This is a genomic window from Rhizobium grahamii, assembly GCF_009498215.1.
Lineage (GTDB): Bacteria > Pseudomonadota > Alphaproteobacteria > Rhizobiales > Rhizobiaceae > Rhizobium > Rhizobium grahamii_A.
In genome coordinates, this window is sequence record NZ_CP043498.1 from 2,774,455 (window position 1) to 2,798,114 (window position 23,660).

A 23,660-nucleotide genomic window follows, 5' to 3' on the forward strand; every position below is an offset into this window, starting at 1 on the left:
GCAAGGGCTGCCCATATGAACCCTACCTTGATCGGATCGCGAGCACGGCGACATCTTGAATAAGACATGATGTTGATTATATATCTGCTATCGAATTTTGCTTTTTGAGCTTTGCTTTGCGTCTGAACGCAGCTGGCGAACCTTTTCTTTCAGACATCGATGACTGACTGCCGACGGGTCGCGTCGGGCAGCGATTAATCGTGCGATTAAAAGGATAATCGTCATGACAACTGGTATCGTAAAATTTTTCAATGCAACCAAAGGTTTTGGGTTCATCCAACCTACGGATGGCTCGAAGGACGTCTTCGTTCATATCTCCGCGATTGAGCGCTCTGGGATGACCTTCATCTCGGAAGGCCAGAAGCTGGCCTTCGACATCGTCGAGGACGGCCGCTCGGGCAAGAGTTCCGCTGAAAACCTTCAGGCTGCCTGATAAGGCTTAGGTCGTTGACCACGGATGTACTGGCATCGACCGAACCCCTTATAGGCCTGGGCACACCCGCCCGTCTTTGTTCCTAAGGAAATTCAAATGAAGAAAACAAGCGCTGAACAGCAGTTACAGCGGGCAATCCGCTACGTGAAAAACACAAGCGCCGGCGGTCATCTCGGCGGCACGAACTTTGGGCAAGCCTACGACGCCAAGACATCGTCTGCGAAGGGCAAATCCGACAACGGCCGCCGGCACGCTCGCAAGACGTAATGCGGCACAAGCCTGTCGAGGCATGTCAGGAGGAAAAAATGACTGCAACAAAGGACAATTTCTTCAATCCCGCGAAGCTGGCGGCCGGCACGAAGGCAGCGGACACGAATGCGACGGCTCGCGGCATGGTGGATGCGGAGGCTGCTGCGCGAGACAAGAAGACGCAAAGTCTAAAGGCACTCAGACTAGCCCAACAATCGCTTTCCCGCACGTCGCGAGATCGTTCCTAAGTCCACGGCGAGCGACAATCTCGTTTCAACTGCGGCTTCCACCGTCATGCCAGGCAGCAATGGGCGCAAACTTCCGGACATGTTCCGAGCCACACGTAAATAAGACTTAATCATCAGATAAATCTAAAGAACGGCAGATTTGAAAGCGGGCCCTGCCGGGAAGGATATTGCCTTCGCCCCAATCAAAGGAGGACGTCATGTCTTCCACCCTCAGCCACCTACGTCAGCAAATGTACGATGTGTTCAGCCGAACGCTCGTCGTGGTCGCTCTATTCTCTCTATTGTATCTCCTGCTGGAGGGATCACCATGGTGACGACCGTGATCTGGAGCAAATCGTCGCCAACAGTGAGCGAGCATCTAATTCTTCGCCGGATTCTTGAACGGGCGTCATATGTTACGGCCGACATGCACTCTCTTGAAGGACCAGACGAGCGGGCAGAACAAAGCGTCATTCGTCGAGTTAAAACCGCTACGATTGAGACAACAAACAAACATCGGCTAGCGGGCGTCGCTCCGATCAAAGGAGATTACGATGTCGTCTGAACAACTGCCGGAATATCTCACGAACGAAAACATCAACCTTTTGCGAAAGGTCTTAGGCGACGCCGGCTACACCGGGGAAGTGTGGCCGTCAACCAACGTCTCGGGGCGTTTCCTGATCAATCTTTTTCAGGAAGGCATGACCGACCCATCCGATCTTGAGCGCGAACTGCGACGGCGATTTGGGGTGTTGCTAAGCCACGCAGATCCCCGCAAACCCAGTTTCACAAGTATGCAATTCGCGGAGTTCCGGGTTAAAGGGCTGAGCACCGTATCTGCTCTGCAGCTCGATGGTTGGATCCTGCGGCACGCAATAGAAACAGGTCTAACGCGCACGGGCAAACGTCAGCGCGAGCCCCACGACGGCGATAGCCATGCCGACATAGACCCAATCCTCATGGAAACGGACGATCGACGCATCCCCGATTCGACCACTGGCGAACGCGACCAGCGAAAGTCCGATCACCATGGCGATCAAGCCGGCCAATTGAAAAACACGCTTCATAGGACTGCCTTCGTCGGTGACGACAAAGGGATTACGTCCCAAGCGCGCAATTGGTTCACCCACAATGCAAAATAAGCAGCGTTTCCGATTTCAAGGGGGGTGTGTGGGCGCGCATGGCATCCTTAGCCAATCGGCAGCGCCCGCCACGTGGCGGGCGCTGTTTTGCGACGCAGATCGGAACGTTACATCTTGCAGGCCGGCGCTGACATCATTGCCGAGTCCGCGAGAGCCTTGGTCTTGTGAGAGCCGCCGACACCAACCATCATCTTGCCGTCAGGGCGCTTCGAAACCACGCTGCATTTCGTACTGTTTGGCTCATGCGCAACGTAGTAGTGAGTCGCAGCCAAAGTCGGCAGCGCTCCGGCTGCCAGGATCACAAGGCTTAAAGCCGCTGTCTTGATCATCGCATTCCTCCGTTGGCTTCGCGGGCGAATTCTGCCCGCCACAGAGTTAGCTATGGCGCGGCGGCGCATTGGCGAAGCGTCATTTCGGCGCACGTCCAGGGCGCGCGCCCCGATGCCTACGCAGGCTTTGCCGCAGCCGAGCGGCGGCGAACGACGACGACCGCCACCACGAGAGCCACCACAATGATGCCCGCCGCCAGCAGCGGTCTGTAGGCCAGCCATCCGAACGCGATGGCGAGCGAGCCGAGAACGAGCGTCAGCACGAATGCGAGCAGCGACGTGCCGAAGCTGACGATGGACCCGATGAAGGGAATGACATCGCCGATAACGCCGAAGATCGCGAAGATGCAGACGAAACCGATGAACATCAGAACCAGGCCCGCGGCACGCAGCAGCCAGGCGATGATGTTGTTTTCAGATTCGGCGGATTTGAACATCGAGGCGGCATCGATACGCCCGCCGGCGCTCAGGAATATCTCGCGACCATTGCCGCTGGTATAGGCCGTCAGGCTGCTGCCCTGCTGCTTTCCGACGAAACTCGCCTCCTTGGCATCGACACGATCGAAGGAAACTTTGAGATCACCGACAGCCGGGTCGGAGGACCGATCTCCGACATAGACACCGTCCCCATCCCGCTTGACCGGCCGATCGCCCCCGAGAGCGGCGGCGACCGCCGAGACGTCGTTGTCGGTCATCGCGAGACCTGCGTGCTGGCCGATATCGGCGACCATCTGCGCGGGCACCTCGAAGGCGCCGACATGCGTCCCCTTGACGACGAAAGTTTCGCTGGCCGGCATGCTGCCGGGATTGTCATGGCCGTCGGGATGCTTGAACTCGCTGGAGCGCACCGGCTCCGAGCGCCATTCCTTGCCATAGGTGTAGGTGGTCGTGGTTTCCTCGCCGCCGCCGACCTTCTTTTCTGTCTTGCTGTCGCTCTTTTCGACCCATTGGTACATCTCGACGCTACGGGAGATCGCAACGGCATTCTCAGCCGAAACGCCGAACATATCGTCCTGCACACGCCCCTCCACGGACACAGGAGCGCTGATGTGCACGAGCTTGCCGTCGAATGCGGGATCATGCGTCAGGGCATCGATCGAAACGACCTGCGCTGCGCCTTCCTCGAGCGCGCGGTAAGTCGTGATGGCGCGCCCCTCGTTCCAGATCAGCAGCCAGATCGAACCGACGAGCAGGACAAGCCCGATAATGATACCCACCAGCGCCTTCTTGATCCTTTCGAACCAGGACGAATAGGTCGTTTCGGTATAGCTCATGTTCTGATCCGCTCTCGGAAGGCGCCAAGGAAAAGTCCCGCGCTGACCGCGCGGGACTTCCATATTGTAGGGCCTGAGCCCTGCTTATTCGTGAATGGTGTAGGAGCTCATTTCGCAGAGATTCTGCGTGTCCGTCGTGGTGTCGAGGTTGGAGCCTTCCTCGAACTCGAACTTCATGTCGTACTTGCAGGTCTCGCGACCGTCGGCGATGGTGATGTCCATGCTTTCGCCGGGGTTAAGAACCTGCTTGCCGAAAACATCGTCTTCCCACTCGTTGACGCCGACGGGCGATGTATAAAAGTTCGTTAGAACGGAATTCGTGCCGTTCTTCAGTGTAAAGACAAGGTCTTCCGCGTTGGCAGCACCGGCAAACAGAATGCAAGCAGCCGTAGCAACTGCCGCAATATTCAATTTTTTCATGTTTTTCATCCTCTTACCCAATCTGGGGGCGCGAGAATTCTTAGTCGTGGAATCAGCTGATTGAAAAGAGGGGGAGACAGCCCATTTCTGGTGGGATCGCGATACCGCCGCATCCGCTCGAAAAAAGATTGGTGGCGCACGCCCAGGCCAAAACCTATTGAAACCATTTGCTGCCTGACCAAATTCGAACAAAGACGCATGCAATGCAGTGCATACGATGAAAATGTTCGTGGCGTCGGCCACGCGCAAAAAGGGGTAATGGAATGAACTACGCAAGAATGGCGGCTGCCTGCCTGCTGGCAACAGCCTCCGCATCGACAGCATATGCCGCACCGCAGAACTTCCCGGGCGCTCCCGGCGCTCTGACGCTGTCAGGCAAGTGCGCCAAGCTGGTGGTCGGCAAGGTCGATGCCAGTAAGGGATGCGAACCGGAGCTCGCCAGCGTTACCCTGATGAACGGCACGGTTACTCTGATCCTCAGCGCCGGCGGCAAGATGCTCGGCTTCCAGGGCGACGGCACGAAGATCAAGCCTGCGTCCGAGGGTAATGTCAGCATGCCGCTGAGCCTCGTGGTCACCGGTGCCGGCCAGAAGATGACGGGTCAGGTGAAGGTCACCGGCTCCTGCACGATGGGCAACCCCTACAGCGGCAAGTCGGTCGTTATCGAATGCACCGCCAAAAGCACGGACACCGCCTTCACAGGCAGCTTCCGCACCAACGGCAAGGCACCGAAGCAGAAATAAGGCTCAGGCGCACCACGCGCCGCTGCCAGGCTTGCGGGCAAGCCCCTCGCCGATCAATTGCGTACCGATGGAACGGCCGTCGCGCGAAACGACGCGCGGCGATCCCGCCTTGCCCGGCTGCCCGGCGGCATTCATCGCAAACGAACCGGCGTTCAGCAGAGTGAGCAACCGCAGCTTGGCGGCGAAGCCCGCCTTGCGTTCGCCGTCACAGCGCGCCGTATCGATCGCCGGGCTGACGATGTCGGCAATGACGATCTTCTCGCCCTTGTACCAGAAGGTGCCGCCATCGGCGACGCAGTTGATGTGTTCGCCCTGCCCGCAATAGCCGAACGCGGCTTTCGCTGACTGTGTCTCGGCAGGCGAAAGCGAGACCGGAACGGCTTTTTCCGCAGCGGCGGGTGACTTGGCCGGAACAGGCACGGAAGCCGGCGGCACCACACGCGATGTCGACGCGATCGATGCGGTCTGCTTCGGGCCGGCGTCACGCTGCGGTTCGGTTCGCGCCACCGACGTCGGATGCGTGAGAGCCGGCGCCGATGTGCGCGCCGATGCCAGCATCGGCTTCACGCTCTTCCAGTTGTCGTAGACCGCGATGCCGCCGACGGCGAGAACCCCGATGATCGCCCACGGGATGGCACTGCCCCCCTGTGCTTTCGATCGCGATGATGTCTTGCGGCGGCGAGTTGCTGTCTTGGCCATGGCGTCCGATTCCGTTGAGGGCCGAATTATCGCCGCGCAATCCTTTCCGAAAGGTTGGCGACGACGCCGATTCCCCTCGCCTGCCACATCCTCGCAACAATCGCCCTCTAGGGAACCACTCGTCATTTTTCCGTGAAGCACTGGGCATTCGCCATGCCGGCCCCCAGCTAAGCTGGTGAAGTGCCATCGGTGTAGAAGATCTTGAGTATGAAGTTGCGATTTGCATTCCTGAAATGGCCGGTCAGAGTGATCGGCGCGGCCGCGCTGCTTGTTCTTGCCCATGCCGGCATCGAACAGCTGACGGGGAATTTCCACGAAGTCATTCCCGGCGAACTCTACCGTTCGGCGCAGCCGAGCAGCGCCGATGTCAGGGTCTACGCGGAAAACTACGGCATCAAGACCATCGTGAACCTTCGCGACGAGGCACGCACCGACTGGTATCGAAACGAGGAACAGGCTGCATCAGGCAACGGGATCACGCTGATCGATTTCCCGATGTCGTCGTCGAAAGACCTTCCGGTCTCCGAGGCGCAGCGTCTGGCCAAGCTGATGGCGGATGCACCGAAGCCGCTGCTTATTCATTGCGAACACGGCGCCAACCGCACCGGCCTGGCCTCCGCCATCTACGTCGGCGCAGTCGCAAAGCTCAGCGAGGCTTTCGCGGAGTTTCAGCTCAGCCCCTATTTCGGGCATTTCGCAATTCCGGGTATCGGTCGCTATGAAATGTACCGGTCCTGGGACGATTTCGAGGAAACGATCGGCTTCTGACGCGGCCAATCAACCGGTGGGCCAATGGCGAGGATGATGGCGCTGCGCGCCACCATCGATGTTCTGTATTGCAGGGACTGCACGTCGCCGGTTCGGTCGGCTTTTAAATGCCTGCCGGAGTGCAGGGATCACCTGGTCGCGAATTGATCGGAACCTCACGCGAAGAGCTTATACCGATTGCGATCCGGTCCCGATCGGCGCGGTTATCATGCGCGGCGCGGAGCGCCTCCCACTCGTTCTCGTGCTTTACATAGATGTCATGCGGTACTGGAACTACTTTCATCATCTTCCCATGAGTTGGAGCGGTTACGGCTGTCGAAAGGATCAGCGGCGCGGCTTCGCAAGTGTCGGATCGTCTTCTCCGGCTGGAGTAGGACCGCCCTTCGAGAGGTCGCCGCCGCTAACGTGCGCTGGGACGCGAACACCCTGGAAAACTCCGTTCGGAAGTGTCAGGTCGACATGATGCGGCGGCAGGACCTGCGCTTTCTTCATGCGGTTCGGACGCGCCCGTTTCATGCGGTCGGACTTTTCGGTGCGCTTGTCAGGAGTATGGGTCGGGGGATGCATAGTCGGCCTCCTTTTCATTTCGCATATTGGCGCTGAATGGGGGACTAACGACAGCGGCGACGGATAGTTCCAAGAAAAGAGCACGGGGCTCTGTTGCCATCTTGATTGACGCGCGGAGTTCACTACCTTCGCTCTATCCCACGGCCTCGGACATCGGCCGATGGGTCAACCTGGTGCCGGGCCCCTCTGGCGAGAGTTTTTACGGCGCTCTCGTGATGTCGGTACCGCCTGCAGCTTTAGCCGGCGGATTTTTCATCGATGAAAAAGCTCACCATGCCTCATGTGCATGCCCGTTGTGGTATGCCGCATTTCTTCCAATTATCCACCTTCTCCACTATCGTCTCTGGCTGCGAGGTGCGCCCATGACCGCCTCCGCCAAGCAGAAATCGACCCTCAGCTACTTCACCTGGTCCTTCATCGTCACGGCCGTTGGTCTGGCGCTGGGCGCAGCCCTTGGCTGGCAAACGACAGGCACGCTCGGCGGCATGGCGACCGTCTTCTTCATTTGTACCGTGCTCGCGGTGCTGGAGATCTCGCTCTCCTTCGACAACGCCATCGTCAATGCCAACAAGCTGAAAGAGATGACGCCGGTCTGGCAGCATCGCTTCCTGACCTGGGGCATCGTCATTGCCGTCTTCGGCATGCGTATCGTCTTCCCGCTTGCGATCGTCGCGATCGCGGCGAAGATCGGCCCATGGGAAGCCCTCGTGCTTGCCGCCCGCGAGCCCGCCGAATACGCTCGCATCATGAACGACGCGCATCTCCCGATCGCGGCCTTCGGCGGCACCTTCCTGATGATGGTCGGCCTCAACTACTTCTTCAATCACGAGAAGGATGTTCACTGGATCGCTGGGCTTGAAAAGCTCATGGCTCGGTCGGCGACGATCAAGGGGATCGAGATCGCGTTCGTGCTCGCGCTTGTCCTCGTGTTCTCCTCGTTCCTCGGTGAGGAAGAAGCCACGACCTTCGTGCATTGCGCGATCTACGGCCTTTTGACCTTCCTCGCGGTCGAGGTGATCGGCGGTCTGCTCGATGCCTCGCAGCAGACGATGAGCGCTGCCGCCAAGGGTGGTCTCGGTGCCTTCATCTATCTCGAAGTGCTGGATGCGAGCTTCTCCTTCGACGGTGTCATCGGTGCGTTCGCGCTGACGCAAAATCTCTTCGTCATCGCCATCGGCCTCGGCATCGGCGCCATGTACGTGCGCTCGATGACGATCATGCTCGTCGAGAAAGGGACGCTTGCGGAGTATCGCTACCTCGAGCACGGCGCCTTCTACGCGATCCTGATCCTCTCGGTGATCATGTACGTGCAGACGATGTTCCATATCCCCGAGGTCATCACCGGCCTTGGCGGCGCGACGCTGATCGGCATCTCGCTCTGGTCGTCGATCCGTCACAACAGGAAGGAACGGGCCGAGGCACACACCGAAGCCCGCAAGGAACTGCACGCCTGATATCGGCAGGCCGCATCAATCGATGCGGCTTCCATCAAGCCAAAAATAAAGCCCGCGACCATCCGGTTGCGGGCTATTTCGTATCCGGCGATCGCTGACCGCCGAGTGGCGCCGAAGCGCTTAGTGATTGATTCTGCCGAACATGCTCGGGTCGATGCCGAGTTCGCGCAGATCGCGATTCTTCGGGCGGCGGCCGCTTTCGATGGTGGCGCTGACGGCATTCGCAGCACCGATCATCGCGAAGGCGCGACCAAGGAAACCATCGCGAATGGACTTACGGAAGGACATTTTCTTTCTCGCTTTGCTTTATAATTGACCGCTTACATATGAGCTTTCGCAATGGTTGCGACAAGCGGTGGAAATTCAGCCCTGCCATGCAAGAACAAGCGAACAGCGAGAAGAGGTCGGCTGCGCGCAAAGCTATGGATACAGAGTTCGTCCAATTTGATGAAGAGGCAATCCCGGCGCGCGGTGATAGATTAGAAAAAGGCGATCGTAGACCACATGGCTTGGTGCTGACATGGAAAAACTGGTAGTCCGATCAAGAAGGGTTGCTGAGCTTCAATACCATGAAGCAAAGCGGAGTCTGACCATTGTCTACCGCAGCGGAAAATCCCGACCGCTCGGCGGCATCGACCGAAACATGGTCCTGAAGCTGATTTCACAACTCGCGCGCAAGAATGCTGCCTTCATGGCCTGCCTGTCAGAGATCGCCATCGTTCTCTAGAGCCCGTTCTTTCGCAGGCGACCTCCTCGCCGATCCAATTCGCATTGGCGGCCTTTCGCATTTCCGGCCCGGAAGCGAAAAGGCCGGCGATGTCTCCATCGCCGGCCACAGTTGAGGGGTTCGGGCAGTCTTTTTATTCTAGTCCTCGTTCGCAGCAAGCTGCGACAGAACTTGGCCGCGTCCACGCAGGCGCAGGATCAACGGGATGATGAAGGCGGCGGCCGCGACGATCAGAAGACCGGCTGCGATCGGCGACATGACCAGTGTCGAGACGTCACCCTGGCTGATCGCAAGCGCCCGACGCAGCTGCTGCTCCGCGAGCGGACCGAGGATCAAGCCGACAACCGCAGGCGCAATCGGATAGCCGAACAGCCGCATGATGTAGCCGAGCACGCCGAAGGCGAGAAGCATGCCGAGTTCGAAGACCGACGGGTTGGCCCCGATCGTGCCGAGCGTCGCGAACAGCAGGATGCCGGCGTAGAGCCACGGCTTCGGGATCGTCAGCAGCCGCACCCAAAGACCGATCAGCGGCAGGTTGAGCACCAGAAGCATCGCATTGGCGATCAGCAGGCTGGCGATCAGACCCCAGACGATCTGCGGATTGTTCGCAAACAGCAGCGGGCCCGGCTGCAGGCCGTATTGCTGGAAGCCTGCGAGCATGATCGCTGCCGTCGCAGTGGTCGGCAGGCCGAGCGTAAGAAGCGGCACCAGAGTACCGGCCGCCGAGGCATTGTTCGCAGCCTCCGGACCGGCAACGCCTTCGATCGCCCCATGGCCGAATTCCTCGGGGTTCTTCGCCAAACGCTTTTCCGTGGCATAGGAGAGGAACGTCCCGATCTCGGCGCCGCCCGCCGGCATCGCACCGATCGGAAAGCCGATCAGCGTGCCACGCAGCCATGCCTTCCAAGAGCGGCCCCAGTCTTCCGCCGTCATCCAGAGCGAGCCTTTGACGGCCTCGACCTTCTCCGCGATGTTGTTGCCCTGGGCGGCAATGTAGAGTGTTTCGCCGATCGCAAACATGGCGACCGCAAGCGTCGTCACCTCGACGCCGTCGAGCAGATCTGGAACGCCAAAGGAAAGACGCGCCTGTCCGGTCTGCTGGTCGATGCCGACCATGGCAAGCGCAAAACCGATGAAGAGCGACGTCAGGCCGCGCAGCGCCGAATCCCCGAATGCCGAGGAGACGGTCACGAAGGCGAGCACCATCAGCGCGAAGTATTCTCGCGGCCCGAACACCAGCGCAAGCTTGACGATGTAAGGTGCGATGAAGGCAAGACCAAGCGTGGCAATCAGGCCGGCGACAAAGGAACCGATCGCTGCAGTCGCCAGCGCCGGCCCGCCACGCCCCGCTCGGGCCATCTTGTTGCCCTCCAGCGCGGTCACGATCGAGGCGCTTTCACCAGGCGTGTTGAGAAGGATCGATGTGGTCGATCCACCGTACATGCCGCCGTAATAGATGCCCGCGAACATGATCAGCGAACCGGCCGGATCGAGCTTGTAGGTGACAGGCAAAAGAAGGGCGACGGTCAGCGCCGGGCCGATGCCCGGCAGTACGCCGACTGCGGTGCCGAGCGTAACGCCGACGAGCGCATACATCAGGTTCATCGGCTGCATGGCGACCAGGATGCCCTGGAAGAGGAATTCGAAGGTGCTCATCGCATCCAATCCTAGAAGAAGATGTGTTCGAACGGCCCGGCAGGCAGGGTCAGCTGCAGGAGCTTCGCGAAGATCACCCAGACGACGAAGCTGAAGACGATGCCCGCAGGGATCGTGATCCAGAGCTTGCGGCGTCCGAAGCCGGCGGCCGTGAAGGCAAACAGAACACCTGTCGCGATCGAGAAGCCTGCCGTCTTGAGAAGCAGCATCTGCGCGGCAAGGCCGGCGACGATCCAGACCACCGGCGCGACCTCCTGATGCTCGCGCTCGGGAAACTCCCCGCGCCAAGCTTCGAAGATCGTCCAGATGCCGAGACCGATCAGCCCGAAGGCGACGACCTTGGGCGCGGTTGACGGACCGATGCGGTCATATTGTGCGATGGCGCGCATATGCGAGGCATCCCAGAGCATGACGGCGGCAACGGCGAAAAGACAGATGGCAATGGTGAGCGCCGCCCAATCGGGGCGGCGCTTCGTTGCCAAGGGTTCGTTACCCTTGCTCATTGAACAAGTCCGATCTCTTTGAGGATACCTTCGGTGGCCGAAACGTCCTTGTCCAGCTGCGCCTTGAAGGCATCGCCGGCGAGGTAGGTGTTCGCCCAGCCCTTGGTCTTCAGGATTTCCTGCCAGCCTTCGGACTTCGAAAGCTTGTCGAAATCGGCGGTGATCTGAGCCGTCTGCTCGGCCGAGAGACCGGGGGCGGCGGCAACCATGCGCCAGTTCTCGACGGCGACATCGAGGCCGGATTCCTTCAACGTCGGAGCGTCGACGCCGTCGATGCGCTTTTCGCTCGAAACGGCCAGAAGCCGCAGCTGGCCAGCCTTTACCTGCGATTCGAACTCGCCGTAGCCGGAAATGCCGGCAGTCACCTGCCCACCGAGAATAGCGGCCAGCGCTTCGCCGCCGCCGGAGAAGGCCACATAGTTGATCTTCGTCGGATCGACGCCGGCAGCCTTGGCGATCAGGCCAACCGCGATGTGATCGGTACCGCCGGCCGAACCGCCGCCCCAGGAAACCGAGCCCGGATCCTGCTTCAGCTTGGCCACGAGATCGGCGATTGTCTTGATGTCGGAGGCAGCCGGCACAACAATCGCCTCATACTCGCCGGTGAGGCGGGCGATCGGCGTGACGTCCTTCAGCGTGACCGGCGACTTGTTGGTCAGGATGGCGCCGACCATGACGTAGCCGCCGACGATCAGGGCATTCGGGTTGCCGTTGTTCTGGCCGGTGAACTGCGCGAGACCGATGGTGCCGCCGGCGCCCGGAACGTTCTGAACCTGAACGTTGCCCGAGATTCCTTCCTTCTGCATGACCGTCTGCAGTGAGCGGGCCGTCTGGTCCCAGCCGCCGCCGGGTGCGGCAGGCGCCATGATCGTGTAGTCGGCGGCATAAGCCGGCAGCGCGACGGCAGCCGCGAAAATGGTTGTAAGAAGAGTATGCTTCACGAGTGTGTCCTCCGTGGGCGCGACTGAGAAACCGCGCATTGTTCTCGATGGAATCGGGAAGGACACCGCAGACGGACTCCAAGGTCCGATATGGCTGGCAGGCTCCTCCCGAAACTTCACCTCTCCGCCTCCACGGAGCTGAAGTTCATGAGAGCCGACCACAACAAGCTGTCATTTAGCTGACATCGGCACGGACATCGCTCACAAGGACACTTTTTCGCCGCAGTTAAACCTCGCGTGGAAAAGTTCCGATCGTGTGGAACCAGGCGATCTCTCGCGCGTTGTCGCGCTGGGAGGATTGCGCCATGAGTTCTCACATCGACGCCACCAAGATCGAAAACGACAGCTTGCGCCAGGTCTGGAGCGTGAGTGAGTTCGCGCGCCGCCATCGCCTCGATGCGGACGAAGAGAAGCGTCTCACCGCGCTTTTCGGGTTGTTCGCGACCAAACAGGAACTGCTGGCAAACGCTCAGCGGCCCTGCCAATTCCGCTAAAGTCGCCAGCCATTATTGCGTGCGAAGCACTTCGTTCCAGTGGGCAATCAGCCGCGCGCGCTTCACCTGGTCCAGATAGACCATCAGCCCGGGGCTAACAGGCACGGGCCTTAGTTGCGCACCAAGAAGTTCCTGCATCGTGTTGGCGGTATTCTCGCCGGCAACCTCGGGGCTGACGGCCGGGATCTGCAGTTCCCGCGCCATGATCGTCTGCCCCTCCTTCGACATGAAGAAGGAGAGATACCGGCGCCCGAGCTCCGGGTTGGAAGCCGCTTGCGGTACCAGACCGATGCGCGACATCACCACTGTATAATCCTTCGGCAGCACGATCCCGACCTCGGGATGGCGCTTGGCCCAGTCGGCGGCATAGGAGCCGAGAATATTGTAGCCGAGCACGAAACGACCATCCGAGACGCGCTCGAGAATGGCCGAACTCGTCGAATAGAGCTTCACGCCCGCCGCGCCCATCGCTCCAATCACTGACCAGATATCGCCGAACTGCTCCTGGTCGCGGGCCATGAACAGGAAGCCGACGCCGGAGCGCTCGATATCATACGTGCCGATCCGCCCGTGCACGGCATCGCCCTTGCGCCTGAGATAATCGACGAATTCCGCTCGCGTGCTCGGCGGCGGTTCATCGACGAAGCTCGGCTTGTGATAGACGAAGACGGCGGGCTCGAACGTCAACGCATAGGCGGTGTTGCGCCAGTTGGCCCATTTCGGCCACAGCCCGCTCATCGGCAGGTTGCTGACCTGGGCATAGCCATCATTGGAGAGCTTGACCTGCAGGTCCATCGCCGACGAAAAAGCGAAATCCGCCGTCGGCTTGCCGGCGTCCGTTTCGCGCACGATCCGGTCGTAGATTTCCCCCGTCAGCATATCCTCGTAGCGCACCGCGACATCGGGATTGGCTTGCTGAAACCCCTGGATCATCGGCTGAGCCAAAGGCTCGTCCAGCGAGGAATAGACGACGAGCACGGGCGCGCCCTCATTCCCCGACACGGCCGGATAGAAAACCGGATCCGCGACGGCAAAGCCCGGCCACAGCATCAGCAACAGAATGAATGCTCTCCTCATGCATCGACAATGCATCAGGCGCGGCATGGGCGCAAGAAAGGCCGCCTCAGGCGTGCGGCGCCACGATATTGGTTAGGACCAGCCCGGTAACGACCCCGACGCTGACGAGGCCATAGCCGAGGCACATCGCCAGCCTGCCGCGCTCCGGCGTAAAGATATCGCCACGTACCGCCAGGATACGTCGATCCACCCACTGATAGAGCGCCGCCGCGATGCCGAGGTTGAGCACGGCGGACAACACGTGCCGCAGGATCGATGCCTTCAGGCCGAAAGGCCCCAGGACCGCATTGGCCGCGAACACGCCGATCCAGTGGTTGAGGTAGAGCGGATAGGACATGCCGCCGAGAAACCGTCCCATGAAGAGAGGCTTTCCGGGAACGGCAAGCAGCATGACGATGCAGATCGCCAGCAAGGGCGCCCATGCCTCGTAGCTCAACCCTTCGAACAGGGCCGACGAAAAGATCAGCACGCCGCCGAACGACATCACCCGGGCCGGCGTGAAGGAATGAATATGGCCGAAGCGCCTCGCCGAAACCGCCGCAAACACACCGAACACGATGCTGGCATAGAGATCGCACCACCAGGCAGTCGCCGCAAGGACGGCCCACAGTAGCGGGGAACGCCCGAACGGTCGGATCATCACCAGCAGGAAGGGGGCGACGAGATAAAACTGTTCTTCGGCGTCGACGCTCCAGAAATGGTTGCCGGTGCCCTGCAGCGGCATCGCATTGACAAATTCGGCGAGTTGCTGCGTTCCGAACAGATTATAGACGAAGCTCGCCTTGTAGAAGACGATCTCCAGCCATTTGAACGTCAGATGGTCCTTCAGCAGGCTCACGCTGACCAGAAGGGCGAGTGTGATGAAATAAGGTATCCAGATGCGCATCGCTCTGTTGAAATAAAAGCGCGGCAGTTCGCGGCTCGACATATCGATCAACAGGCCGCCGATCAGCCAGCCGCTGAGAGCGAAGAAGACCTGAACAGCGAAGTTCCCGCTCTGGTTCCAATCCAGAACTCCGTCGTGCCAAAGCATGACGACAACAGCTAGAAAAATCCTGAGATAATCAAACAAGGGATAGTATTTCTGCTCGGAACCCGACTGACTTGCCATTCAACGCCTCGAAACCATGAAGTACGCTTGCACTCGAACTTCGAGTCTTATGGGACCGTCCGAGGATTGCCACACGGGAAATTGGATGAAGCGCCCTACGTCGGGAGACGCATACCTCGTTATTAGAGCAGCGGCATTTCAGCAGATGAGCCTGTGGAATATCCGAATGGACATCTGGTAACCGGCACCCTCGTCGGTGACGACAAAACACGTTAGAGTTTGGCGGTTTCGATCGGAGGACGCCTTGGAACGACGTTTGACCGCCATTCTTGCCGCCGATGTGGTTGGCTACAGCAGGCTGATGGGCATCGACGAGGCCGGCACGCTGAAGGCCGTCAACCGTCACCGCGTCGAGCTGATCGAACCGGCGATCGCCCGCCATCGCGGCCGGCTGGTCAAGTTGCTCGGCGATGGGCTGCTGGCGGAATTCGGCAGCGTCGTCAACGCGGTCGCCTGCGCTGTCGACATCCAGCGGGGCATCACGCTCAATAATGAACAGGTACCGGAAGAGCGCCGCATCCGCTTTCGCATCGGCGTCAACCTCGGCGACGTCATCGTCGAGAACGGCGATATCTTCGGCGATGGCGTCAATGTCGCGGCAAGGCTGGAGGCCGTGGCCGAACCCGGCGGCATCGCGGTCTCGTCCTCGGTGCGCGACCATGTCGGCGGCCGGCTCGATCTCGGCTTCGACGATCGCGGCCGACAGACACTGAAGAACATCCAGCAACAGGTCCACGTCTACGCCGTGCGCTTCGACCGGCCCGGCGACGCCAGCAATGGTGCGCCGGAAATGCCCGTCAACGATGATCGCTCGATCGTCGTGCTCCCCTTCACCAACATGAGCGACGATCCCGACCAGGAATACTTCTCCGATGGCCTAACCGAGGACATCATCACCGATCTGTCGAAGATCTCCGGCCTGCTGGTGACCCCGCGCAACACCACTTTCGCCTACAAGGGTCGCAGCGTGAAGATCGGCCAGATCGCCCGCGAGCTTTCCGTGCGCTATGTCCTGCAGGGCAGCGTTCGCAAATCGGGTACGCGCGTGCGCATCAGCGCGCAGATGATCGACGCCAGCAACGAGGACCACCTCTGGGCCGATCGCTATGACCGGGACCTCACCGATATTTTCGCCATACAGGATGAGATCGCCCATGCGATCGTCGGCCAGCTGAAGATCAAGATGCGGCCGGAGGAAGTGCGCGCGCTCGAAAGCGATCCCACCACCAATGTCGAGGCCTACACCTACTATCTGCGCGGCCGTAAGTTCGCCCGCTCCATGACCATGTCCTATCTCGTCATGGCACGGCGCATGTTCTACAAGGCGATCGAGCTCGATCCGAACTATGCCCGCGCCTATGCCGGCATCGCCGATTGCGATTCCGCCCTCTACATCTGGTACGCCGCGGAACTGCCGATCGGCGAAATTCTGGAGATGACCGCCAAGGCGATCGCGCTTGATCCCGAGCTCGCCGAGGCCCACGCCGCCCGCGCCATCGCGCTTCATCACAGCGACCGCGACGAAGAGGCAGACGTCTACTTTGCCCGCGCGCTGGCCCTCGATCCCAATCTCTTCGAGGCCAATTTTCACTTCGCCCACCGCCTGTTCAAGCGCGGCCAGTTCAACGATGCGATCGTCTATTTCGAGCGTTCGGCAGCGCTCTACACCGATGATTACGTCTCGCCGGTCCTGCTCGCCGCTGCCTGCCGGTCGCTCGGGCGCACCGGGGAGGGTCGAAAATGGGCGGCGGAAGGAGCGGCCCGCGCCGAACGTGCCGCCGAACACAACCCCGGCAACTCGGCCCCCATCCACCGCGCAGCCCTTGCCTACGCGCAGATCGGCGATAACAGACGCGCAATCTCCTGGATCAACCGCGCGCTCGCCATGGACCCGCACGACGTCATCACCCGCTACAACGCCGTCTGCGTCCACGCCGTGCTGGGAGAGACCGATCGCGCCATCGAACTCCTGGAGCAATTGCTGCCCAACAGCTCCTCCTACCAGATCGGCTGGTTCGACAACGATTCAGACCTCGACAACATCCGCTCCGACCCGCGCTTCATCCGGCTGATGGAAGCGATCGCCCAGCAGTGAAGCAAACGGACGGCCGATGTGCGAACGCTCAAGGCAACGGCCGGATCCACGCACCGCTCATGCGCCCGTCATCGGCTAGAACAAAGCGCCACTCCAGATTCTCGTTCTCGAACGTAACGTCGTATACGTCCCAGCCTTCCGAGGTGACGCCTTTAAAAACATGCCCCTTCAAGGCACCCGCCTTTTCGAGGTCTGCTTTGATTTTCGGCGCCTGCTCACGCGTCGCAGTTGCGAGCCCCTCAGTCATCTGGTTGAAATCGTACTCGCCTTGAATAGCCTCGCGAATAAGGCCGCGCAGCCGAGCCTCGCTATCCGGCACCGGGCGTTTGTCCTTGATCCTATCTTCAAGCTCGGCAGCAATGGCTCGCGCCCGGGCTTCATCTATCCGGAACGCGGTCTGCTCGTAGCCGTTCTGATGCAGGATCAGGCTGCGCGCCAATCCTCCATCGTCACCCGTAAAACTCAGCTGCGCGGGCACCACGCGATAGAAAAACAGATCATCCTTCTCCGCGAATATCTCCAACGAATCCTGTCCCGTCAGTTGTGCCGACAGCCCGCCAGGTCGCACAGAAATCGTCATCACGGCGCCGGTTGCAAAACGATAGCAGCCCACATAGCGCGGGTGAAGCGCGGGATCGGTCGGCACCTCGACGCGTGGGCGCGCTTGTTCATAGCGCCGCCATGCGACGGCGTCGCTGTTATTATCGCTCATGTTTGTCTCCCTTGCTATTCGGATGATGTCGTGGATTGCAACCGGCTCGCCCAACGCGATGCGCCGACGCGAAGCCTGGATCAACGCCAGCCCCTCGTCGGCACGCCCACGCAAGGCCATCATTGCTGCCTCTTGCATAGCCAACGTCCGATCCAGATCCACCGCATGCCCCGCGAGCAGATCGGTAATATGGGCAAGGCTGAGTCCGAGACGTTTCAGGGCAAGGATCTCGTGCAGCCGCGCGATATCCGACATGCCGTATAAACGCCAATTCTTGCCCGTTCGTCGTGGGCTGATAAGCCGCCGCGTCTCGTAGAGTCGCAGCGCCCGCACAGTGAGGCCCATCTGTTCCGCGCACTCGGCAGCGGTCAGCCAGCGATTGTCATTGCCTTGCTCGCTCATAGCACCTCCGGCAACTGTTATAGGCTATGACCTTGGGGCCGGCTCAAGTGCTGCTGCCAACAATTTTGCGACATCTGGCGATCCCCTCTACCCGTGACATCGTCGGCGCCGCCCTATAGTCTTGGGCGAAAAATCAAGGGAACATCCGTGCGCATTCTACTGGTGGAGGACAATATCGCCCTGGCCGACGGGCTTTCGGCGATCCTGCGCGGCACCGGCCATGCCGTCGACGTCGTGCATGACGGCGCCTCCGCCAATGCCGTGACGGCCGCCGAGAATTTCGATCTCGTCGTGCTCGACCTGAACCTGCCTGAAATGGATGGCCTTGAGGTGCTGCGTGCCATGCGGGCCCGGCAAAACCAGTCGGCGGTGCTGATCCTGACGGCGCGCGGCACGCCGGAGGAGCGCGTCAAAGGCCTCGATCTCGGTGCCGACGACTACCTTATCAAGCCCTTCGATATTGCGGAATTCGAGGCCCGCGTCCGTGTTCTGCTACGCCGTCAGGCCGGTCTGCATTCGGCCACCGTCAGTTTCGGCGGCCTTTCGCTCGATCTCAATTCGCGCGCTTTCTTCGCCGGCTCGACGCCGCTCGACATCCCCGCCCGCGAACTCGGCTTGCTCGAAATCCTCTTCATGCGCGCCGGCAAGGTCGTCGCCAAGGAAGCGATCATCCAGTCGCTGACTGCCTTCGACGACGACATCTCCGCCAATGCCATCGAGCAGTACGTCAGCCGTCTCAGAAAACGCCTGTCGCCATACGGCCTGACGGTAAAGACCGCGCGCGGCATCGGCTACTATCTCGACAAGCTACCTGAGGCCTCATGACGACGGCCTATTCGCTCCGACGAAGGCTGCTGTTCTGGCTGCTGATCTCGACCGCCATCATCGGCATGGTCGCACTCGCGGACACCTACCGCGAGGCTGTGCAGACCTCCAACATTGTCTCCGACCGCGTGCTGGCAGGCTCGGCGCTCGCCATCGCCGAACGCGTCGTCGTTGCCGAAGACGGCACGCTCGAGGTCGATATCCCCTATGTGGCGCTGGAGATGCTGACCTCGGCCGCGCAGGACCGCGTCTTTTACCGCGTCGATGGCCCACCCGGAAAATTCATCACCGGTTACCAGGCGCTGCCCGTGCTTGCCGAAACCGTGGGCGACACAGCCGCCTTTGCCGATGATACCTTCCGCGACGAACCGATCCGCGTGGCGACGCTCAAACGCTCTGCCTCGACGGGCATTCGCTCAGTCCCCTTCGCCGTGACGGTCGCGGAGACGACGATTGCCCGCCGCCAGCTCGCGCGCGCCATCCTGTTCCGCTCGGCGCTGCGTCTCTCCCTGATGATTGCGGGCGCCGCCGTCATCGTCTGGATTTCGGTCACCGTTGCGCTCCGCCCGCTCTACAAGCTGCGTGACGCGATCGGCGAGCGCAGCCCTGATGACCTGCATCCGATCGAACAGTCCGTCCCGAGCGAGGTGCAGCCGCTCGTCGATACCGTCAACGGCTTCATGGTGCGCCTGGAATCGGCGCTCGACGCGCTCCGCAATTTCACCGGCAATGCCAGCCACCAGCTGCGCACGCCGCTTGCGATCATCCGCACCCAGCTCGCCCTCTCGGCCCGATCAGGCACATTGACCGAAGCGCAGGGCGCGGCCTTGAAGGGCGACCAGGCCGTCGCTCACGCCGAACGAATCCTCGCACAGCTGCTGCTGATGGCGAAGATCGATGCGGCCGTGGCAAAGGAAGCGCTGACCGCCTCTTCGATCGACCTGACAGCCATTGCCCAGGAGATAACCGGAGAACTCATCCCCACGGCCGCCGAGGCAGGCATCGACCTCGGCTTCGAAGGCGATCGCCCTGCCCTTATCCGCGCCGAGCCGCTGCTGATCGGCGAACTGCTGCGCAATCTCGCCGGAAACGCCATCGCATACGCCGGCACGGGCGCCGAGGTGACCGTGCGGATATCCGAGACCAATGACGCGGTCCGCCTCGAAGTCGAGGACAACGGCCCCGGCATTCCGAGGGAGAAGCTGGAAGCCGTCCGGCAGCGCTTTTCGCGCGGCAGCGACTCCGGCGCACCCGGAGCGGGACTCGGCCTGCCGATCGTCGAGGAGATCGCCGGCCTCTTCAACGCGGCGCTGACCTTGGAGCCGGGCATAGCCGGCAGAGGCCTCAAGGCCTCCGTCACGTTTGCAAAGGCGACGTAAAGGCTTAGCCGGCTTGGCCTTTCCGCCTTGCATTCTTTCGCTGCATTGCACACACTGTTTTCCGGGAACAGCAATGCCGCGCAACGTCGCGGCGCCGGATAAGGCGAAATATGTCGATCAAGGCCAGCATCTATCACCTGACGCATTACAAATACGACAAGCCGGTCCGCCTCGGACCCCAGATCATCCGCCTCAAGCCCGCGTCACACTCGAAGACGCGGGTGATCAGCCATTCGCTGAAGGTCTCGCCGGCGAACCATTTCGTAAACCTGCAGCAGGATCCCTACGGCAATTATCTGGCCCGCTACGTCTTCCCCGACCCGGTCACCGAGTTCAAGATCGAGGTCGATCTCGTCGCCGACATGACGGTCTACAATCCCTTCGATTTCTTCGTCGAGGAGAGCGCTGAGATGTGGCCTTTCTCCTATCCCGAGGAAATCAGGGACGACCTGAAGATCTACATGCAGCCGCAGCCGATGGAGCCGGCGCTGGCAACCTATCTCGCAGGCATCGACCGCACACCGGTGCGCACGACCGATTTCATCGTCGGCCTCAATGCGAAGCTCAAGGGCGACATTGAATATGTGATCCGCATGGAGCCCGGCGTGCAGTCGCCGGAGGAGACGCTGAAGCTTGCGCTCGGCTCCTGTCGCGACACCAGCTGGCTCCTGGTCGAGATTCTGCGCAATCTCGGCTTCGCCGCCCGCTTCGTGTCAGGCTATCTCATCCAGCTGACGCCGGATCTGAAGGCGCTCGACGGCCCCTCCGGCACCGAGGTCGATTTCACCGACCTGCATGCCTGGGCGGAAGTCTATATTCCCGGCGCCGGCTGGATCGGCCTCGACCCGACCTCGGGCCTGCTCACCGGCGAAAGCCATATACCGCTTGCCGCCACCCCGCACTATCGCAACGCCGCCCCCATATCCGGCGCGCTCTACGGCCACGCCAACACCGAATTCGCCTTCGACATGAAGGTCTCGCGCGTCGCCGAGCATCCGCGCATCACCAAGCCGTTTTCCGACGACAGCTGGGACGAACTCAACGCGCTGGGCCGCAAGGTCGACGATATCCTCAAGGCAGAAGACGTCCGCCTGACCATGGGCGGCGAGCCGACCTTCGTCTCGATCGACGATTTCGAATCCGAGGAATGGAACACCGCCGCCGTCGGCCCGACAAAGCGCGAAAAGGCCGATATCCTGATCCGCAAGCTGCGCGAGCGCTTCGCCCCGGCGGCTTCCTGCATTACGGCCAGGGCAAGTGGTATCCCGGCGAAAGCCTGCCGCGCTGGACCTTCTCGCTCTACTGGCGCAAGGACGGCAAGCCGATCTGGCGCAACCCTGACCTGATCGCCGGCGAAGACAGGGACACCGGCGTCGTCGCCGACGATGCCGGCAATCTGCTCGCCGCCATCGCCCGCGAGCTGGCGATCGACACCGACATGGTCCTGCCCGCCTATGAGGATCCGGCCGAATGGATTCTCAAGGAAGGCAGCCTGCCCGATAATGTCGATCCTTCGAATTCCAAGCTCAAGGACCCTGAGGAGCGCAGCCGCATCGCCCGCGTCTTCGAGCGCGGGCTGACGACGCCGACCGGCCATATCCTCCCCGTCCAGGCCTGGAACGCGAAAGCCTCCGGCCAGCGCTGGATGAGCGAACGCTGGAAGACCCGTCGCGGCAAGATCTTCCTCGTCCCCGGCGACAGCCCCGTCGGCTACCGCCTGCCGCTCGGCACGCTCCCTTATGTGCCGCCCGCCCGCTTCCCCTATATCCACACCGCCGATCCCTCGATCCCGCGCGCATCACTGCCCGAGGTCTTCGTGCCCGCGGGCCGCGCCATGCCGGAGGCGTCGCGCCACAGCGAGGAGGCCGGCCAGAGCCGCGTCGAGCAGACCATCGGTGAGATCGGCGGCGCCGTGCGCACCGCCATCTCGGTCGAGCCCCGCGACGGCAGGCTCTGCGTCTTCATGCCTCCGGTCGAGCGCATCGAGGATTATCTCGAGCTGATCGCGGCCGCCGAAAACGCCGCCGCCGAACTCGGTCTCCCCGTTCACATCGAGGGCTATTCGCCGCCGCAGGACGAACGCATCAACGTCATCCGCGTCGCCCCCGATCCCGGCGTCATCGAGGTCAACATCCACCCGGCCTCCAACTGGCAGGACTGCGTCGACATCACCACCGCGGTCTACGAGGAAGCCCGCCAGACGAGGCTCGGCACCGACAAGTTCATGATCGACGGCCGCCACACCGGCACCGGCGGCGGCAACCACGTCGTGGTCGGCGGCGCCAATCCCGGCGACAGCCCCTTCCTGCGCCGGCCCGACCTGTTGAAGAGCCTGGTCCTGCACTGGCAGCGCCATCCCTCGCTCTCCTACATGTTCTCTGGCATGTTCATCGGCCCGACCAGTCAGGCGCCGCGCATCGACGAGGCCCGCCACGACAGCCTCTACGAGCTGGAAACGGCACTCGCCCAGATCCCCGCACCCGGCAAGGGCGTAACACCGTTGCCTTGGATCACCGACCGCCTGTTCCGCAACCTGCTGATCGACGTCACCGGCAACACCCACCGCGCCGAGATCTGCATCGACAAGCTGTTCTCGCCGGATGGCCCCACGGGCCGGCTCGGCCTCGTCGAGTTCCGCGGCTTCGAGATGCCGCCCAATGCCCGCATGTCGCTCGCCCAGCAGCTTCTCGTCCGCGCCCTGATCGCCCGCTTCTGGCAGAACCCGGCCGACGGCCGCTTCGTGCGCTGGGGCACCACGCTGCACGACCGCTTCATGCTCCCGCATTTCGTTTGGGCTGATTTCCAGGACGTGCTCGCCGACCTCAGGCAGAACGGCTTCGATCTCAGCCCGGAATGGTTCAAGGCGCAGCTCGAGTTCCGCTTCCCCTTCTGCGGCGAGGTGGAATACGAAGGCGCCAAGCTGGAGCTGCGCCAGGCGCTGGAGCCGTGGAACGTCATGGGCGAGGAAGGCGCGATCGGCGGCACCGTGCGCTATGTCGATAGCTCCGTCGAACGCCTGCAAGTGCGACTGGAGACCGGCAATGCGCAGCGCTATTCGGTCACCTGCAACGGCCGCACCGTGCCGCTGACGCCGACGGGCACCGCTGGCGTCTCGGTCGCCGGCGTCCGCTTCAAGGCATGGCAGCCGGCGTCGGGATTGCACCCGCTACTGCCGGTCAACACGCCGCTCACCTTCGACATTTATGATACATGGTCGAAGCGTTCGATCGGCGGCTGCATCTATCATGTTGCCCATCCGGGCGGGCGTAACTATGACACCTTCCCGGTCAATGGTAACGAAGCGGAAGCAAGGCGTCTGGCGCGATTCGAGCCGTGGGGGCATACGGCCGGCGGGTACATTCCGCGCACCGAGACAGCGTCGCCGGAGTTTCCGCTGACGCTCGATCTTCGCAGGCCGGTGGGAATTTAGACT

25 protein-coding genes and 1 pseudogene are annotated in these 23,660 nt (G+C 61.4%); 14 read left to right on the plus strand and 12 right to left on the minus strand.

Features of this window, described 5'->3' with window-relative positions:
• Positions 1-223: 223 nt before the first annotated feature.
• The 5 genes from FZ934_RS13425 (at position 224) to FZ934_RS13440 (ending at position 2,051) form a co-directional block, all read left to right on the plus strand.
• Positions 224-433: a cold-shock protein gene (locus tag FZ934_RS13425; protein ID WP_153271471.1), complete on the plus strand. Its 210-nt coding sequence runs from the start codon at positions 224-226 to the stop codon at positions 431-433.
• A gap of 96 nt (positions 434-529) precedes the next feature.
• On the plus strand, positions 530-700 hold the full coding sequence (locus FZ934_RS27825) for a hypothetical protein (RefSeq protein ID WP_194273714.1): 171 nt from the start codon (positions 530-532) through the stop codon (positions 698-700).
• A 38-nt stretch (positions 701-738) separates the two neighbouring features.
• Positions 739-930 (plus strand): hypothetical protein, encoded by a 192-nt coding sequence (locus tag FZ934_RS13430; RefSeq protein ID WP_153271472.1) that lies wholly within the window; start codon positions 739-741, stop codon positions 928-930.
• A gap of 307 nt (positions 931-1,237) precedes the next feature.
• Positions 1,238-1,474, plus strand: coding sequence for a hypothetical protein (locus FZ934_RS13435; RefSeq protein ID WP_153271473.1), 237 nt, complete (start codon positions 1,238-1,240; stop codon positions 1,472-1,474).
• Positions 1,464-2,051, plus strand: a complete 588-nt coding sequence (locus FZ934_RS13440; protein WP_153271474.1) for a hypothetical protein — start codon at positions 1,464-1,466, stop codon at positions 2,049-2,051. The genes FZ934_RS13435 and FZ934_RS13440 overlap by 11 nt, the downstream gene beginning before the upstream one ends.
• Before the next feature lie 107 nt (positions 2,052-2,158).
• Here FZ934_RS13440 and FZ934_RS13445 read toward each other — a convergent pair whose 3' ends face one another.
• The 3 genes from FZ934_RS13445 to FZ934_RS13455 form a co-directional block, all read right to left on the minus strand.
• A complete protein-coding gene (locus tag FZ934_RS13445) occupies positions 2,159-2,380 on the minus strand; it encodes a hypothetical protein (RefSeq protein WP_153271475.1) in 222 nt (73 codons plus the stop codon).
• 116 nt (positions 2,381-2,496) lie between these two features.
• Positions 2,497-3,654 (minus strand): TMEM43 family protein, encoded by a 1,158-nt coding sequence (locus FZ934_RS13450; RefSeq protein WP_153271476.1) that lies wholly within the window; start codon positions 3,652-3,654, stop codon positions 2,497-2,499.
• Positions 3,655-3,738: 84 nt separating this feature from the next.
• Positions 3,739-4,074 (minus strand): hypothetical protein, encoded by a 336-nt coding sequence (locus FZ934_RS13455; RefSeq protein ID WP_153271477.1) that lies wholly within the window; start codon positions 4,072-4,074, stop codon positions 3,739-3,741.
• A gap of 263 nt (positions 4,075-4,337) precedes the next feature.
• Here FZ934_RS13455 and FZ934_RS13460 point away from each other — a divergent pair, with 263 nt between their 5' ends.
• The gene (locus FZ934_RS13460; RefSeq protein WP_153271478.1) at positions 4,338-4,817 is read left to right on the plus strand and encodes a hypothetical protein; all 480 of its coding nucleotides are present in this window, start codon (positions 4,338-4,340) and stop codon (positions 4,815-4,817) included.
• A 3-nt stretch (positions 4,818-4,820) separates the two neighbouring features.
• On the opposite strand, the gene FZ934_RS13465 is transcribed toward FZ934_RS13460, so the two are convergent.
• A complete protein-coding gene (locus tag FZ934_RS13465; RefSeq protein ID WP_153271479.1) occupies positions 4,821-5,516 on the minus strand; it encodes a hypothetical protein in 696 nt (231 codons plus the stop codon).
• A gap of 207 nt (positions 5,517-5,723) precedes the next feature.
• On the opposite strand from FZ934_RS13465, the gene FZ934_RS13470 reads away from it, so the two are divergent.
• Positions 5,724-6,284, plus strand: a complete 561-nt coding sequence (locus FZ934_RS13470; protein WP_153271480.1) for a dual specificity protein phosphatase family protein — start codon at positions 5,724-5,726, stop codon at positions 6,282-6,284.
• 324 nt (positions 6,285-6,608) lie between these two features.
• Here FZ934_RS13470 and FZ934_RS13475 read toward each other — a convergent pair whose 3' ends face one another.
• Complete coding sequence (locus FZ934_RS13475; RefSeq protein ID WP_153271481.1) at positions 6,609-6,851, minus strand: hypothetical protein; 243 nt, start codon at positions 6,849-6,851, stop codon at positions 6,609-6,611.
• Positions 6,852-7,213: 362 nt separating this feature from the next.
• Between FZ934_RS13475 and FZ934_RS13480 the strand changes: the two genes are divergently transcribed.
• A complete protein-coding gene (locus tag FZ934_RS13480; RefSeq protein ID WP_153271482.1) occupies positions 7,214-8,305 on the plus strand; it encodes a DUF475 domain-containing protein in 1,092 nt (363 codons plus the stop codon).
• Between the two features lie 120 nt (positions 8,306-8,425).
• On the opposite strand, the gene FZ934_RS27830 is transcribed toward FZ934_RS13480, so the two are convergent.
• Positions 8,426-8,593: a hypothetical protein gene (locus FZ934_RS27830; RefSeq protein WP_194273716.1), complete on the minus strand. Its 168-nt coding sequence runs from the start codon at positions 8,591-8,593 to the stop codon at positions 8,426-8,428.
• 232 nt (positions 8,594-8,825) lie between these two features.
• Here FZ934_RS27830 and FZ934_RS13485 point away from each other — a divergent pair, with 232 nt between their 5' ends.
• On the plus strand, positions 8,826-9,032 hold the full coding sequence (locus FZ934_RS13485) for a hypothetical protein (protein WP_153271483.1): 207 nt from the start codon (positions 8,826-8,828) through the stop codon (positions 9,030-9,032).
• A gap of 138 nt (positions 9,033-9,170) precedes the next feature.
• Here the strand turns inward: FZ934_RS13485 and FZ934_RS13490 are convergent, their stop codons facing one another.
• Genes FZ934_RS13490 through FZ934_RS13500 form a run of 3 tightly spaced genes read right to left on the minus strand, consistent with a single transcriptional unit; the run spans position 9,171 to position 12,171 of the window.
• Positions 9,171-10,688: a tripartite tricarboxylate transporter permease gene (locus tag FZ934_RS13490; RefSeq protein ID WP_153271484.1), complete on the minus strand. Its 1,518-nt coding sequence runs from the start codon at positions 10,686-10,688 to the stop codon at positions 9,171-9,173.
• Between the two features lie 11 nt (positions 10,689-10,699).
• Positions 10,700-11,191 (minus strand): tripartite tricarboxylate transporter TctB family protein, encoded by a 492-nt coding sequence (locus FZ934_RS13495; protein WP_153271485.1) that lies wholly within the window; start codon positions 11,189-11,191, stop codon positions 10,700-10,702.
• Positions 11,188-12,171 (minus strand): Bug family tripartite tricarboxylate transporter substrate binding protein, encoded by a 984-nt coding sequence (locus tag FZ934_RS13500; protein WP_432443583.1) that lies wholly within the window; start codon positions 12,169-12,171, stop codon positions 11,188-11,190. Before FZ934_RS13500 ends, FZ934_RS13495 begins: the two co-directional genes overlap by 4 nt.
• A 266-nt stretch (positions 12,172-12,437) precedes the next feature.
• Between FZ934_RS13500 and FZ934_RS13505 the strand changes: the two genes are divergently transcribed.
• On the plus strand, positions 12,438-12,626 hold the full coding sequence (locus FZ934_RS13505) for a hypothetical protein (protein WP_153271487.1): 189 nt from the start codon (positions 12,438-12,440) through the stop codon (positions 12,624-12,626).
• 12 nt (positions 12,627-12,638) lie between these two features.
• Here FZ934_RS13505 and FZ934_RS13510 read toward each other — a convergent pair whose 3' ends face one another.
• Together FZ934_RS13510 and FZ934_RS13515 are read right to left on the minus strand one after the other, a co-directional pair.
• Entirely contained in the window at positions 12,639-13,703 is a 1,065-nt protein-coding gene (locus FZ934_RS13510) for an ABC transporter substrate-binding protein (RefSeq protein ID WP_194273717.1), read from the minus strand.
• Positions 13,704-13,749: 46 nt separating this feature from the next.
• Entirely contained in the window at positions 13,750-14,814 is a 1,065-nt protein-coding gene (locus FZ934_RS13515; RefSeq protein WP_153271488.1) for an acyltransferase family protein, read from the minus strand.
• A gap of 244 nt (positions 14,815-15,058) precedes the next feature.
• Between FZ934_RS13515 and FZ934_RS13520 the strand changes: the two genes are divergently transcribed.
• Positions 15,059-16,909, plus strand: coding sequence for an adenylate/guanylate cyclase domain-containing protein (locus FZ934_RS13520; RefSeq protein ID WP_153271489.1), 1,851 nt, complete (start codon positions 15,059-15,061; stop codon positions 16,907-16,909).
• Between the two features lie 28 nt (positions 16,910-16,937).
• Here the strand turns inward: FZ934_RS13520 and FZ934_RS13525 are convergent, their stop codons facing one another.
• Complete coding sequence (locus FZ934_RS13525) at positions 16,938-18,023, minus strand: MerR family transcriptional regulator (protein WP_153271490.1); 1,086 nt, start codon at positions 18,021-18,023, stop codon at positions 16,938-16,940.
• 147 nt (positions 18,024-18,170) lie between these two features.
• Here FZ934_RS13525 and FZ934_RS13530 point away from each other — a divergent pair, with 147 nt between their 5' ends.
• From FZ934_RS13530 to FZ934_RS13540, 3 genes and pseudogenes are all read left to right on the plus strand, one after another.
• Positions 18,171-18,848 carry a response regulator gene (locus FZ934_RS13530; RefSeq protein ID WP_153271491.1) on the plus strand — a complete coding sequence of 226 codons (678 nt, stop codon included), beginning with the start codon at positions 18,171-18,173 and terminating at the stop codon, positions 18,846-18,848.
• The gene (locus FZ934_RS13535) at positions 18,845-20,227 is read left to right on the plus strand and encodes a sensor histidine kinase (RefSeq protein ID WP_153271492.1); all 1,383 of its coding nucleotides are present in this window, start codon (positions 18,845-18,847) and stop codon (positions 20,225-20,227) included. The genes FZ934_RS13530 and FZ934_RS13535 overlap by 4 nt, the downstream gene beginning before the upstream one ends.
• 110 nt (positions 20,228-20,337) lie before the next feature.
• Positions 20,338-23,657: pseudogene (locus tag FZ934_RS13540) on the plus strand (DUF2126 domain-containing protein).
• Positions 23,658-23,660: the final 3 nt, after the last annotated feature.

Coding starts and splice junctions, on each gene's coding strand:
- FZ934_RS27830 (WP_194273716.1), bottom strand. CDS start 8,593: ATGTCCTTCCGTAAGTCCATTCGCGATGGTTTCCTTGGTCGCGCCTTC.
- FZ934_RS13425 (WP_153271471.1), top strand. CDS start 224: ATGACAACTGGTATCGTAAAATTTTTCAATGCAACCAAAGGTTTTGGG.
- FZ934_RS13485 (WP_153271483.1), top strand. CDS start 8,826: ATGGAAAAACTGGTAGTCCGATCAAGAAGGGTTGCTGAGCTTCAATAC.
- FZ934_RS13525 (WP_153271490.1), bottom strand. CDS start 18,023: ATGAGCGAGCAAGGCAATGACAATCGCTGGCTGACCGCTGCCGAGTGC.
- FZ934_RS13465 (WP_153271479.1), bottom strand. CDS start 5,516: ATGGCCAAGACAGCAACTCGCCGCCGCAAGACATCATCGCGATCGAAA.
- FZ934_RS13430 (WP_153271472.1), top strand. CDS start 739: ATGACTGCAACAAAGGACAATTTCTTCAATCCCGCGAAGCTGGCGGCC.
- FZ934_RS13460 (WP_153271478.1), top strand. CDS start 4,338: ATGAACTACGCAAGAATGGCGGCTGCCTGCCTGCTGGCAACAGCCTCC.
- FZ934_RS13455 (WP_153271477.1), bottom strand. CDS start 4,074: ATGAAAAAATTGAATATTGCGGCAGTTGCTACGGCTGCTTGCATTCTG.
- FZ934_RS13435 (WP_153271473.1), top strand. CDS start 1,238: ATGGTGACGACCGTGATCTGGAGCAAATCGTCGCCAACAGTGAGCGAG.
- FZ934_RS27825 (WP_194273714.1), top strand. CDS start 530: ATGAAGAAAACAAGCGCTGAACAGCAGTTACAGCGGGCAATCCGCTAC.
- FZ934_RS13500 (WP_432443583.1), bottom strand. CDS start 12,171: ATGCGCGGTTTCTCAGTCGCGCCCACGGAGGACACACTCGTGAAGCAT.
- FZ934_RS13450 (WP_153271476.1), bottom strand. CDS start 3,654: ATGAGCTATACCGAAACGACCTATTCGTCCTGGTTCGAAAGGATCAAG.
- FZ934_RS13535 (WP_153271492.1), top strand. CDS start 18,845: ATGACGACGGCCTATTCGCTCCGACGAAGGCTGCTGTTCTGGCTGCTG.
- FZ934_RS13490 (WP_153271484.1), bottom strand. CDS start 10,688: ATGAGCACCTTCGAATTCCTCTTCCAGGGCATCCTGGTCGCCATGCAG.
- FZ934_RS13505 (WP_153271487.1), top strand. CDS start 12,438: ATGAGTTCTCACATCGACGCCACCAAGATCGAAAACGACAGCTTGCGC.
- FZ934_RS13470 (WP_153271480.1), top strand. CDS start 5,724: ATGAAGTTGCGATTTGCATTCCTGAAATGGCCGGTCAGAGTGATCGGC.
- FZ934_RS13480 (WP_153271482.1), top strand. CDS start 7,214: ATGACCGCCTCCGCCAAGCAGAAATCGACCCTCAGCTACTTCACCTGG.
- FZ934_RS13510 (WP_194273717.1), bottom strand. CDS start 13,703: ATGAGGAGAGCATTCATTCTGTTGCTGATGCTGTGGCCGGGCTTTGCC.
- FZ934_RS13440 (WP_153271474.1), top strand. CDS start 1,464: ATGTCGTCTGAACAACTGCCGGAATATCTCACGAACGAAAACATCAAC.
- FZ934_RS13515 (WP_153271488.1), bottom strand. CDS start 14,814: ATGGCAAGTCAGTCGGGTTCCGAGCAGAAATACTATCCCTTGTTTGAT.
- FZ934_RS13475 (WP_153271481.1), bottom strand. CDS start 6,851: ATGCATCCCCCGACCCATACTCCTGACAAGCGCACCGAAAAGTCCGAC.
- FZ934_RS13495 (WP_153271485.1), bottom strand. CDS start 11,191: ATGAGCAAGGGTAACGAACCCTTGGCAACGAAGCGCCGCCCCGATTGG.
- FZ934_RS13445 (WP_153271475.1), bottom strand. CDS start 2,380: ATGATCAAGACAGCGGCTTTAAGCCTTGTGATCCTGGCAGCCGGAGCG.